We start from the raw sequence: 12,857 nt of genomic DNA, 5'->3' as shown, positions 1-12,857 counted from the left end.
AAACTTGCTATTATGTCGAGAAGCTCACGTATCGTATTTAGCGGTTGCAGTCTTCTTTTCACCTTATGAAAATGATATAAGATCATGCACTCTGTTCAACTCGGACTGAGTGTTGCAAAGCACTGATATAATTGCCTTATGTTTGCAAAATAGCGTTGACATTCAAAATGAAGCTGGTCAAACTACCATTGAAATCTTATCGTGATCAGACCGTCGAGAAAGGAGGGAGGATGTGATGGCAAGAAAATTCGAAGCAATTGTTATTTCGGCTGTTGGAACAGTTCTTCCCAGTATTCTTGTGGGGGCGATAGTTGGTTTGTTCTTTATGTCATCATTTTGGTATTGGACACTTGGTATTGCTGTATTGGCTTTATGTTATATAATCCTTGATCGTGTTCACCTACGTCTATATATCGGATCGTTGAAAGGTCTTTCAACTTGGCAGCTTCTCAAATATGGGTATGCGGCCCCTGAATTGAGACCAACAATGTCGGCTGCGGAATATGAGTGGTATATGAATTGGATAATCTATAGCACGCCGTTTCGACTGTTCCGAGATCGTCGGAGAAGAAACGATTCTTCCTCCTTTCATCACTGGTGAGACCGAATATATTCCCAAGCTCCTTTCAATTTGAGGATTTCGTCTCGGCTAATTTCAATATATCCACGATAAGGTGCAACAAGAGCATACGAGTCTGATTCAAAAAAGTGAACATTTGTTCCTTCAGTTTGCTCAAGGTGTTCAAGTGCCTCAGCTGGTATCGGTATTTGAACACCTGAAACACGAAGTTCAACACCGTACTCTGTTAGATCAAAAACCACGTTATTCATTGGTTCCGCCGGCACGTACCCATTTCCCATAATTGCAATGATCCCATCAGAAACGAATAGTATCTTTTCAATCACACATTACCTCCTTGTGCCTCGTGGCTGTGGGCCACCACCTCTAGGGAGTGATGAGGTTTTGCTCTGGTGCTGTAGTATTTTGCTGGTTCTTTGTACCTGCTGTTGAACATTTCGAGCTTGCTGCTCAGCGGTATGTATTATCTCACGCTCAGCAGTTCTTGCAGCAGCGTTAGCTGCTTCCTCTCGCTTTGTAACTGCAGCTTTATAAGGGCCAACAGTCTTCGCGACATCCCCAACTAGTCCAGCTGTCTCGTGTAGAGCACCCTGACCAACGGCAATCGTAGTAGCGGCTGTACCTGCATCAATTGAACGGCCATCCCTGAACTCCTGCGAAGCCGCACTGCCTGCCAGATTCTGCTTGGATTCAACCCTCGTTCCAACCACCTGCGAACTCGAATAATCCGCCTTGACCCCGCCATCAGCACGCACACTCCCGGTAATTCCACCACCTGATCTGGTACTGACAACAGCCGCCCCCTGCTGTGACGACTGAACAAACTGATCCTCAGTGATCTCGGAGCGCTGTCCGGCTATGAGATTCCCGCTTTTGTCCATCTTCCCCTGAACCTGGGAGTAATGAAGGTTGCCATCCTTGTCCTTGGCGTACATAAGAACATTTCCGTCAAGGCCATTGGAGAATGAACCGCCGACTACCTCCATATTGCCGGTTTTCTCATTCTTGGCGTAATACCAGTCGCCATTGACCATCATCTGCTTGCCTCCTGCCTGGATCATGTAGCTGCCGGACTTCCGGGAGACATTCAGTGACTGGTTCTCGTATCCGGTTTTGATAAAATCACCAACTGTCTTACGAAGTCCCTTGTCTGTGGTCGACACGTTCCGGTCCAGACGTTCGATATCAGTTCCGGTCTTGCTCTGACCGAGATCGAACTTCTGTACCCGGCCACCCTGATCAATAGCAAACGACGCAAGATTGCCGTTCCGGTCGTAATCTGCCTTGTAGTCGAAGGCCTGGCCAGACAACTTGGCGACATGGACGGCAGCACTCTGGAAGCCTGAAGCACGAAGTTGCTTCTGCAGTTCGAGCGCCTGATTCCTGTCCCCTTTGGCAACGGTGCCGGAATCAGACGAGTTGACAATCCCGCCATCCATGCCGACATTGACAGCGCTCTTGCCGTCAGATGTCGTGAAGTTGATGTTCTGCCCCTCCATTGCCTTCTGCATCTCGGCAAAGCCCCGTTCGGTCAGGTGACCGTTCTGGTACATCTCCGAATTGTTCTTGAGTTGAGGAGCAATCCGGCCAACCATCTGGTCTGCTGCAGCATGAACAAGCTGGTTGCGAGCAATCCTCCCTGAAACATCATTGCTGGTGAGCTGCTGGTAATTATCGTAACCTCCACCTGCATAAATTCCCTGGATCTTGCCACCAGTTTCCGTTGCCACGACATGACCAGCTTCCGTACCGGCTGCAATTGGGCCGCCAAGCTGATTCGAGAGCCCGGTTACCTCTGAAGCATGCTTGCTCTGCTGGAACTGTGCATTCATCTGCATGAGCTGCCCGGAAGAGATCCCGTAGTTATCGGCAATCCTGTTCACCGCATCGGCATTGGCAAAATCCCCAAGGGCCGAAACCTCAGAACGCATGGCATGGAAATCTCGCCAATTCCCGGAGAAACCCAATGACCTGGCTGCGGCATAAGCACCCATCTCCCCCTGCAGTTGCCCGACACTCTTGTCCATGTTGGCAGTCAGGAAGTCAGAGTAGTTTTCACCGGAGCCAAAGACATTTGCCAAGGCCCGGTCATTGGCAACTCCCATCTTGGCAAATGCCAGAGTGTCGCCTCCGTAGCTGCCTGAAACAACATCCCTGGTTGCAGCAGACTTGTCGAGTCCCAGCCGGCCATCGAATGATTTCAACTCGTAGGCTGATGACAGACCCCCCTCACGCATGGCCCTGCCGCTACCACCGAAACCGATTGATCTGCCAATCTCGCTGTCGGCAGAGATCCTGCTCGAAAACTCCATCCCAAAGTCCCGGATCATATCGCTCGACGCCGTGGTCTTGGCCGACATCCCGACCAGCGATTGCGCCTGTCTGGCCTGGAAGCTGTGCTCGTTGCTCCATGCTTGAGTTGGCATAGCGGTGACATTGCGTTGCATGGCTGAAGCCCTGCCGGCTGGATCTTCCACCTCATGTGCCGCCCGGCTGCCAGCCGATTGCACCTGGTTGACCATTCCCCCGGCCATCATCGCCATGGCGTGCCCGCCGAACCGGATCAACATCCCGGTAATAACTGTAGCCAGCATCATCCCGCTCATCCGGAGTGTGCCGAACATCCCGAGGATCTTTACGGTCTGATCGGGGAAGAAGTAGAGCGCATCCATACCGAGCTTGTTCTGCCGTACCATCTCGTATGCCTGATTGGCGTAGTCGACGGCAAACTGATGCACGATAGCATCGGTGACACCCCAGGCAGTGAGCCAGATGAAAAAGCCGGCAATGATTCCCACAGCCTTGCCGATCAGCGGCGTGGGTATGAAGAGCGCCAGGAACGGCAGCAGACCAACTGCAATGGCTGTAAGCGCCGCCTTCATAATCGGCAACCACTCGTTGGCTGACTTCATGGCACCGGAAGCGCTAAGCAGGAATTGGTAATTGGTGGCACCGGCAGCATTGCCGCTGCGGAAAATCTCCTCCAGCCGCTGGGAGACGTAGGCCTGCTTCAGAAAGTCATCTATGCTCGCAGCTCCGAGGCCGGTTCCAGCATTGACGTTATTCAAAACCGTCTTGCACTGGGTCAAAGCGGCGGCATCAGTAACGTCGTAACCAAGATTGGCGCAAACCGATTCGATATTCTTCCCCAGGTTGGCCGGGGTGAGAGCAGCCTTTATGTTGGTCCAGGAATCAGTACAGGTAAGCGCTTGGCCCTGCGGGTTGGCAGCATTGAAGTAGACCGTCCAGATGGCCGGGTTGACCGCCTTATCCAGGGAGCCAACAAAGTTGGTGGTGGTCTTCCTCAGTTCATCCACCGTAAGGTTGGCATTGGGATTCATCAGTGCGTAGGAAACGCAATCCTTGACGTATCTCCGCATAGAAGCGTCCAGATTGCTGTCCACTGCTGACAGGGGAATGCTGGTGAGTTGGGCAAGACCCAGGAATCCTTTTCCACCGGCCTGCGTCTGGTAATTCAGGGGATCTCCGGCAGTAGTGACGATATCCACCAGTCCCCGCTCGATCTTGTTCAGGATACCGGCCACTGCCACAACACCGTCCGGTATCCCGCCCACCGCTTGGTTCTTGTTGAAGACCGGATCGTACACGTGAATTGTCCCCTTGGGGACGACCAGAGCAAGATAGACCATGACGCCGATCAGGGTCGGCACGATCCAGGTCATGACTGAGCCGTTGGCAGTTCCAAGCGACTTGGCAAAGACCGTCACCCCGCCAAAGAAGAGCCCGGCGGTGATGACCACGAAATAGAGCGATTTGTAAGCATTGTCGCCGAAGATCAGCGCCAGCTTGCCGAAGGCATTCACCACGGCGTCATGGCCACCCCAGACATAGAACTCCATGTCCAGAGCCAAAGCCATGGTTGGGATGAGCACCAAGAGTGCCGTAAGAATGAGCCTAGATACTGTCCGTATCGACATGTACTACTCCTGCATCGATCAATTTACGGTTGCGCCTCCATGCGACCAGCATGGCGATAATGGGAATGATGATGAACACCGCCGTGGAAATCAGGACAAAGTAGGCGGAAATGAGGAAGATCCCTTTGAATCCCTGGACCCAGTTATATATCGAGTTAACGGTGCCTTGAGATGTCTTGGTGTAGTAGAGCTTGGTCACTGCCCACACCACGTTATGGTCTGTGAAGATTTTGAAATAGAGAAAATGGAAGGCAATGAAGGCCACAACTGCCTTGACAATGGCACCGAAGATCATTCCGCCCAGGAGGTTTAGCACCATGGCACGTGTGTACTCGCCGATGAAACACGTGGAGGCCTTGGCCATGAAGATGGCGTAGCCCAAGGAGAACCCCAGCGCCAACAGGAAGGCGCTGAACTTGTCGAAGAAGGTCGGCGACGGGTCACCGAACATGGGGATGTACTGTTCGATCACCCCTATGGCAACAGGAGTCAGGAATGCCGAAACTATCCCCGAAGCAAATGAGCTCCTGAACCCCACCTCCATGAATTCAAGTCGCTGCTTGGTGGTCAGGAAGCGGGACTTGATCATGCAGCCTCCCAGTTCGTTGGCGAAGTTCTGATCGATGTACGAGATTGCCTCCAGGAGTCCTCGCGGGTGGATCTCATTGCTTGGCGGTACCGGCATGATATCCGGTGTGCTGTTACTATCCTTCGACACGTTCTCTCCTATCCCGTGAACGATCTGATCAGGTTCATGATCCCGCCGCCATAGGCGACGATTGCCGCCAGCAGCAGGCAGATGGCAGCCAAGGTCGGATTCCGCTGTCGGACTCCAACCCAGAAGGCCGAGACCACGAGGGCAACGAAGAAGAAACGCCCCCAGAAACCGTAGAGCAGTGTCGCGAAGAGTTTCTGCCAGAAGCCGGTATATGCAGCCTGCCCCATGTAATGCAGGGGATTGAGTTTCTCAATGGGCACGGAATTCCTCTCAATAGATCGGGTAGGCTTTCGCCAGGATGCGGTTCTTGTCCACGAAACCGAAATAGCGGGAGTCGTAGCTGTCTTTGTGCTGTCCCATGACGAACATGACTCCCTTGGGGATTTGACCATTGAAGACGAAGTGCTGCAGCGGTTCCCCCTTCAGCGAGATGTCTTTGGCCCGGACCATATACTCGCCGTTGCAGTAGAACTTCTTCTCCGCATCGACGGTGAGCTGATCCCCTTCGTTGCAGCCGATGACCTTCAGCATCTCCTCCGACTTTTTCATACCAACCTTGGCCGCAAGTTCCTTATGGTGAAACAGGACGTAATCACCTCTCACCACCTTGTCCGGATTACGCGTGAGCCAGTAGATCCTGTGCTTGAGCGAAGGCGTGAGAGTAACACTGAACTTGTAAGGGATCAGAGTTCCCGCAACGAGCAGGCAGGTGATAGCCATCCAGAGCCGCCAGTTATGGAAATCAAGGTTTAACGGTTTCGGCATTGCGCACCACCGCGTCACCCATGATGATCACCCGGTTCTTTGGAATTGCCGTGATGACGGTTTCCAGTCGGTCGAAACTCTTTTTCAACTCGTCATCATTCAGTTTGCCGGCCAGATAGTTGTCCCGCTGCTGGGAGATGTACCCCTTGATATCGACTGCAACTACCTTCTGGGCGAACCAGCGGTCATAGCCAACTATGGTTGCCAAAGATGCTCCAATAGACACCGCCACACAGATCGCTATCATGGAAACAAGGCTTGGATGCTGTTTGGGATGCTTTTTGGGATACTCTTTGGGTACCGAAACGGCATCCTTGTTGTTTTCCGATTCCTGAGAGATGTTAGACTCCATGCTGGTTTCATCATTCATGCGAATGTTTCCTCTTTCCTTTTTCAGTTTTTGTTTGCCGGAGTGGAAAGCAAAGCGGCCAGGGACTGCGATCCAGTTTCCCTCTGGATCTGATCAAGCAGGTACTCCAGGCGGGCATCACCGTATGCCGTATGGTAATCCGCAATAGTGGCGTTCTTGGCATCTCCCTCACTCAAGCCGGCATCCTCAGCTTTGAGCCCCCTGGCATAGACCACGGCGGGAACCCGGTCGATCTGGTACCGCCGGAACAACAGGGGATCTACTGCAAGGCTTGCCGGTATCATCTCGCATTCTCCTTCCTGTGGGCGGCACGACTGGTCACGCTGCAGTACTGAGGCGATGAAGCTGATGGTCGGCTGGATTTTCGTCATCCCATCTACGAACCCGCGCATGACCAGGGTGACGTTCGGGTCTCCCAGGCGGGACACAGAAGCGGCATAGTTCCTGATCGTCAGGAGCGGCATGGCTGAGGAAACGAAAACATAGATGCGCTCGGAGTTGGTGAGTTTCCCTTTGCTTTCTTTTTTGGCCTTATCTGCGTAGTAGCCGGTGACCTTATCCCCAAAGACTTCTTTCTTGATTCGTTCTGTCTCACTCAATACGCGCAACTGAAATTCATCAGAGTGGTAGTAGGAATCAAGCGTTCCGGCCAAATCAGACATTTCGCGGTCATTGCGGTTTTTGGGAACTGTCAATCGCTCTGCGAGATGGTCGGCCTTGGTCAGGGTATTGGCAAGATCCGGTACACTCAGTCCTTCCACATCAGTCTCCTTCCACACGGTTCCATTCACAACGACCTTCACCTTTTTAAGCTTTGTCTGGATGAAGGCTCTGCCGGGTTTGCCGCTACAAGTGCCCACTTTACTGAGATACACCGTATCCTCGACAATCTTGTCGACGATGCAGCAGGTATCAGGGGTAGTGATGTATCCAGGATTACCGGAAGCAGATACCACCCAGGGCGCAGCGATAAATAAACAGGACATTAATTGAGTGCATAGCCGACGCAACAGACCCTCCTTCGTGTCAGTGACCAGAGAAAATTGTCAGGAGACGTGTTGGTTGTACCAAAGGGTGGGTTCTTTGCCGTCCCCCAGATGAGAGACGGCCTGCCGATGGGGATGCAGTCGTTACCACGCACCGGCCTTGCAATCTGGAGCCGGTAATTGCTTTTAACGAGAATCGGTGTCACGACCCCGGCACTGGCGCACTGGTTGATGCCGGTATCATAGAGGAGCGTCTCTCGCCCGAGCTTGAACAGCATCCGGGCCGCCAAGCCCGCATTCACATTGAAGGGGTTGTTCTCGATCATGCTCCCCGAAAGGGGGTAGAACGATCCCCAGCTACCCATGCACCAGAACAGGGGATCGATTGGGTACGACATGGTTGCTCCCACGCTGTCGGCAACGCACGCCAACTGCGACACCGGATTGCCGAACAGGAGTGCCTCCGGGTTGATGATGAACGACAGACTGTCATCGTTCCACATCGGGTCCACTTCCGTCATGTAGGCCAGGTCGAACGCCCGGTTCTCGGCGCAGGGGAAATCCATGAACAGTTTCAGGATTGACCAGGCCGGGAAGTAGAAGTAATGAGCCTGCTGGAAGGCAAAGTCCGAATCGCCATACTCCTTGCTACGAATCTCGCCTGAAGAGAAGCCGGGTTTCGGGTTGGTCATGCCAGTGCCCATGACCGGGAAACAGAACGGGTCCTTGACCGTCTCGATCAGACGGGCATGCTCCCAAAACGCGGTTGACACGCCAAGGATCAGTATCCCTTTGCTGTCCGGACAGGCACAGACCGGCGAGGTAATGTTGCCTGGAGCCGGCTCGGCGCCATTGCCGTAAGAGACGCTCCCCATCTTCACCGGGAACATGCACTGCCAGCAGATATCGGTCACTGGGTTGAGCACCTTACCCTTGCAGGCACCGCCGGCTCCGTAGGCAACCGGTACTGTTAGAAAGAGCGTGACCAATGCGATGATAGTTATGTTATTGCTCAGGTTCATCCTCATACCGCACCTTGAATTCGGACCCTTCGTCCGTGATGATGATGGCCGCTCCCTTGCTTCCGGTTGGATATCGACCGACAGATCCTTTGCCACGATTGGAACTGCTGTTGGCCTGTAGTTGCTCTGGCGTAACAGAACCCCAGTCGTGGGCACGGAATCGGCTCTGTACTGCCAGCACCTCTTCCATGAATTTACCGTCGCTGCTGAAGTCATCCATAACTCTGCGCGACAGGACAAACTGCTTGCCTCTATCTGAATCTGACGATTCCGAGGACTTGCTGGTGACAGCCCTCCCTGCTTTGGTCACCCAGTTAACCGGTGCCAGAATGGGTGCTGCCATGGATGGTAGCCGAGTAGTTTCTTCGACGTTTGTCCAGGATTCGTGTGAGCAGCCGGCGCAAAGCGCCAGGAGGCCAGCCATGCAGAGTGATTGAGTAATAAGTGAATTCATTGGGCTCCTTTCTTGTCTTGTAAAGATCTGGACGCAGCTTTTGCCTTGCCAACCGGCAGCGCCACTTCAGTTACCTCCATCAACCGACCCTTCTGCTTGATGACCGATGGTACGGCCTTCAGCTTGAGGCGTTCGATCATCTTACTGTCGGCATAGAACAACGGACGGCTGATCCGCTTCGACACGGTTCCGAAATTCCCCTCCGTAAGCAGAAGCGTCACATCGAGCCGCTTGTCATACTCGGAGGCGGCAAACCACTTCACCTGCTCCGGGTCGGTGCCGTCGATGACCACCAGCGTTTTCGGGTAGGTCACGTAGTCGAGCGGGTTAAAGGTGTAACCCTTGGGGTAAAGAATCCCCCCCTTGCCGTCAGGCACATCGATCTCGGTGGTATAGGTCATGTCAACCGGGAAGTTCCGGTTCCGCTTCGCTCGCGGCAGGCTCGCCTTGTCCGGCGGTCCCTGGTAGTTCTCGACCTTGCGTTTGTCCAGCACCTTGTTCCAGTCCACCTGCCGGGCACGCTCCTCGATCTCGGCCAGGGCATCCCGTTCCGTGATTCGGTATGTGGTGCCGAAAGTGCCAATCACCTTGGCTTGCACCGACGTAACACCAAGCACCAGGGCTATCACTGCCAATCCTGTGCGCCTGATCATTTCGGCGTCGCCTGGTACTTGTTCTGGATGTTTTGCATGATGGTCTGCTGTGAACCATCAATCTTGGTAGCAAGATCCTTCTGTACGTCTTCAAAGTATTCCGAAAGATCGATCCTCGAAAAGTCCAGTGCCTGAAATTCGTCTGGAGTAAAGCCGCGGCAGTTGGGTGCTTCGGGTACACCCCAGCCGCCGTTCGGCTGAAACGATTGAAGTTGCGGTCTCCCCTGTTCATGTATGATCCTCGCCATTTTCGAGTTGAAGCAGCAGAAGCTTTTAGCCTTCTGCACACATCCCACCAGCGGCCATTTTTTGTAACAATAGTCCCCCACGTAATGACAATCCTTGGCGGCATTCTGCATCCCGGTCTGAATGTCACCCTGATCGCATCCGCTCCCCATCAGCACCTTCATCACTACCAGGACGACTACCGCGATGATGATGGTAGCCGGGTTTAATAATGCAGCGGCATATGCCTGTAATCCGGCGCCGATGGCCGATGCTCCTGTAGCACCACTGGCCATGGTTGCATAAGCTCCAGTTGCCGCCGCTCCCGAAAGTGTTGTCGTAGTTCCGGCAGCGGAAACAACTGTCATGGAGGTGACTGCACCGGTAGCGGTGGTAGATATCGCCGAAATCTGTGCAGCACCGGTCACCAGTGCGTTGCCGTAATAGGCTACCTGACCGATTTCATAGGCCATCTGGATACCCTGAACCGCTGTCGAGATGCTGGTGCCGGTATCCTCCGAAGCCACCTTGTCGCTCTCGCAGCAGTTGTTGAGGTACCCGACCGTCAAGCCGGGGGGGCGGCAACGCGACGCCTTGCCGTTGAAAATGTAGATTTGGCCGAGGCAGTTGCCGTTCGCATCTTTCGGCCCGTCATTCTGAAGCATGGACTCGTCAAGAGTGGTCGTTACCTCAGATCCGGGCGCTCCGGGATTGAAACAGGGGTTCGGGGAGCACTGCATCTTGCCCTGGTATTCCATGCAAGCGTACTGAGTCCCGAGCGGACAGGTATTGAACCCCTCAAAGCAGCTGTCCTTCTGCGGATTGTAAATGCCGGCGCCACTGCAGATCGGCACCGCCTCGCACTTGCCGATAGGAAGTGGCGTATAGGTCGTTCCCGCCGGACAGTCGTGCTGGACTTCTGATACGCACTTGTCGAGCGTGGTTGAGAACGAAGTGGTAACGGCCTGGGAGAAGGCAGGGTCTTTGGGACATGCAACGGGTTGAAGGCACTTAAAGTCAGCCTGGCTCCAACTGTAGGTGCCACAATTACGGGTCAGCGTTGCCTGGCAGACGTTGAATGCTGCATCGTAAGCACCATTGGCGCATACCGGTGAAGAGAAACAGAGATTTGCGGCAGCATCAAAGGAGTAGGTGCCGCAGTCCCTGGTGATGGTTGCCTCACAGAGGTCAGTTGTGGTGTTCAGGGTGCCGTTCGGGCAGGAAGGCGCAAGAATGCACAGCCCGCTGGCGCTGTCATACGTCCCTTGGGTGCATGTTGGTGTATAGGTGGCCCAACAGACATCCATGTTCGGATCGAAGTTGCCGCCTGAACAGGTCGGGTTGGTGGCGGAAAGGCACTGATTGCCGTTGATGAGAGCCTGACCGGCAGGACAGACCATCTGTGTCGAAGCCATCGTGAATGACCCGGACAACATCCAGGCACTTGCCGGTGACCCATCGGCACAATAACGGTCCATGAAGTAGTAACTGCAGTTGCCGACGCTGTCGCATTGCAACGCTGACAGGGCATAACCCGTACTGGTCAGCTCGGTTCTGGTCAGAAGGTCGAGGGGTGACTGAATCGTAATAGCGTCAGAACCGAGGCAACAGTAGTTTGCAGCAACACTCACCTGTCCCTGGGGGCCATTTGGGCAGGAGATACTTACATTGCAGCAGGAGTCTGCATACGGTGCGCAAAGAAATGATTGAGGACTACAGGATAAAACCTGTTGTGAGCTGGCACCGGTGATGGCGTCACACTTGTTTGTGACCACATTGTACGTGGTACCTGTCGGGCATTCGGGAGCTTTTTCGCAGCGCCCCCGGGAACTGTTATAGCTGTAGCCGCTTGGACATGATGGCACGAAAGGCTGGACGCAGAGATTGTAGGTGGCGTTATAGCTGCCATAGGTACAGATCGGCGACCGTTCGCACTTGCCGGTCGTGCCGTTGTAAGCATAGCCATTGGCAGTGTCGCAGACCGGCATCCAGGCTTTTTCGCACCGATCCTTGGCCGCGATGAACGCTCCTCCGTCAGTGCACGTTGCCGACTTCACGCAACGGTCGTAGGTCTGGCTGGCCGGGTTGGCGTCATAGGTATAGCCAACGGGACAATCGTTTTGAACCAGTTTCTCACAGCGGTCGGCAACCGGATTGAAGGTACCGTTTTCCGGACAGACCACAGTCGCGATGCATTTGTCGATACCAGAGTCCCAGGTATAGCCGCTGCCACACACGTTCTGGGCGGTGGCCTGGCACATATCACGGGTTGTCTCCAGAGTAGAGCCAGCCGGACAGACCGGTGCGGTATAGGTTTCGACGCATTCCGTGGAACCGACCGGGCAGAATTGTCCTTGAGTCGTCTGAATGCAGTTGGCTGTTTCCCCCGGATCACCGGCATAGCCGTTGTTATTCAGATCCTGACCGCACATGATGTTATTGATGGCATTGGGATCAGGTGGTGGCGGAGGAGGTGGCGGCGGTGGAGGGGTGATCGTGCCCGGATCAATGTACGACAGGGCACAGTCGAGCTTGCCTGGAAACTCTACGATCTGTGAGCTTCTTGTCCCATCGAGACCGCTGGCCCAGATCCCGTCACTTCCCATGACGACTGCCTGTGGGTCCTGCCCGGTATAGGCGCCAGCAGCCGGCCATTTTGTGAATGGAAGACCTGATCCGTCAACAGCGGTGAACCCGACAGGCCCGAACTCTTTCCAGGCGTCGATGTAGGTGCTCTTATCCGAGGTTGCTGTCCCCAGATAGGTACCATAGCGCTTGATCAGGAAATCCAGTGTCTGCTGGCTGTCCACGCTGACCGGTTTGGCCGCCCCGAACTGTCCGAGAGAGAGCATCCTCTTGAGCGATGCCGTGTCGGTGCCGGTCATCAGATATTCCCGACTGATATTCGCCGAAAAGTCGAAATAGATGTCGGGAAGCGACTGACTGCCACTGACGGCTGATTTGGCGATTGCGTAGGTCTTGCCGTTGAATTCGGTGAAGAACGCCAGGGCATCAATGTAGCGATAGGTGGTACCGGTCGAGATGGTGTCCTGGCAGCTGACAACAGCCTGAGCCGTGGTAGTTACCCCGGAGAGGGAGAGCAGAAGAACGGCATAGAGAATTGAGTAGGCGATACGGGATAGCAT

The 12,857-nt window shown here is 54.2% G+C and carries 12 protein-coding genes; 1 reads left to right on the top strand and 11 read right to left on the bottom strand.

The window, feature by feature from the left end; translation table 11 throughout:
* Positions 1-235 precede the first annotated feature (235 nt).
* Entirely contained in the window at positions 236-601 is a 366-nt protein-coding gene (locus GSVR_RS00600) for a hypothetical protein (protein WP_173201742.1), read from the top strand.
* Here GSVR_RS00600 and GSVR_RS00595 read toward each other — a convergent pair.
* The 11 genes from GSVR_RS00595 to traN form a co-directional block, all read right to left on the bottom strand.
* Positions 592-906 (bottom strand): hypothetical protein, encoded by a 315-nt coding sequence (locus tag GSVR_RS00595; RefSeq protein WP_173201743.1) that lies wholly within the window; start codon positions 904-906, stop codon positions 592-594. The two genes, GSVR_RS00600 and GSVR_RS00595, sit on opposite strands and share 10 nt — an antisense overlap.
* A gap of 3 nt (positions 907-909) precedes the next feature.
* Positions 910-4,518 carry a conjugal transfer protein TraG N-terminal domain-containing protein gene (locus GSVR_RS00590; RefSeq protein ID WP_173201744.1) on the bottom strand — a complete coding sequence of 1,203 codons (3,609 nt, stop codon included), beginning with the start codon at positions 4,516-4,518 and terminating at the stop codon, positions 910-912.
* Positions 4,496-5,236, bottom strand: a complete 741-nt coding sequence (locus GSVR_RS00585; RefSeq protein WP_173201745.1) for a hypothetical protein — start codon at positions 5,234-5,236, stop codon at positions 4,496-4,498. Before GSVR_RS00585 ends, GSVR_RS00590 begins: the two co-directional genes overlap by 23 nt.
* A gap of 8 nt (positions 5,237-5,244) precedes the next feature.
* Positions 5,245-5,496, bottom strand: coding sequence for a hypothetical protein (locus GSVR_RS00580; RefSeq protein WP_012468392.1), 252 nt, complete (start codon positions 5,494-5,496; stop codon positions 5,245-5,247).
* A 10-nt stretch (positions 5,497-5,506) separates the two neighbouring features.
* A complete protein-coding gene (locus tag GSVR_RS00575; RefSeq protein WP_173201746.1) occupies positions 5,507-6,001 on the bottom strand; it encodes a S26 family signal peptidase in 495 nt (164 codons plus the stop codon).
* On the bottom strand, positions 5,979-6,371 hold the full coding sequence (locus tag GSVR_RS00570) for a hypothetical protein (protein WP_173201747.1): 393 nt from the start codon (positions 6,369-6,371) through the stop codon (positions 5,979-5,981). The genes GSVR_RS00575 and GSVR_RS00570 overlap by 23 nt, the downstream gene beginning before the upstream one ends.
* Positions 6,372-6,394: 23 nt before the next feature.
* Positions 6,395-7,132, bottom strand: coding sequence for a type-F conjugative transfer system pilin assembly protein TrbC (locus tag GSVR_RS00565; RefSeq protein WP_239077420.1), 738 nt, complete (start codon positions 7,130-7,132; stop codon positions 6,395-6,397).
* A 224-nt stretch (positions 7,133-7,356) separates the two neighbouring features.
* Positions 7,357-8,379, bottom strand: coding sequence for a TraU family protein (locus GSVR_RS00560; RefSeq protein ID WP_173201749.1), 1,023 nt, complete (start codon positions 8,377-8,379; stop codon positions 7,357-7,359).
* Positions 8,363-8,833 carry a hypothetical protein gene (locus GSVR_RS00555; RefSeq protein ID WP_173201750.1) on the bottom strand — a complete coding sequence of 157 codons (471 nt, stop codon included), beginning with the start codon at positions 8,831-8,833 and terminating at the stop codon, positions 8,363-8,365. The genes GSVR_RS00560 and GSVR_RS00555 overlap by 17 nt, the downstream gene beginning before the upstream one ends.
* Positions 8,830-9,486, bottom strand: a complete 657-nt coding sequence (locus GSVR_RS00550) for a hypothetical protein (RefSeq protein ID WP_173201751.1) — start codon at positions 9,484-9,486, stop codon at positions 8,830-8,832. Before GSVR_RS00550 ends, GSVR_RS00555 begins: the two co-directional genes overlap by 4 nt.
* Positions 9,483-12,857, bottom strand: coding sequence for a conjugal transfer protein TraN (gene traN, locus GSVR_RS00545; RefSeq protein ID WP_173201752.1), 3,375 nt, complete (start codon positions 12,855-12,857; stop codon positions 9,483-9,485). Before traN ends, GSVR_RS00550 begins: the two co-directional genes overlap by 4 nt.

Origin of the sequence: Geobacter sp. SVR (assembly GCF_016865365.1) — a bacterium.
Lineage (GTDB): Bacteria > Desulfobacterota > Desulfuromonadia > Geobacterales > Pseudopelobacteraceae > Pelotalea.
Note: the sequence above shows the minus strand (reverse complement) of the source record. Positions and strands in the feature narration are given on the sequence as shown.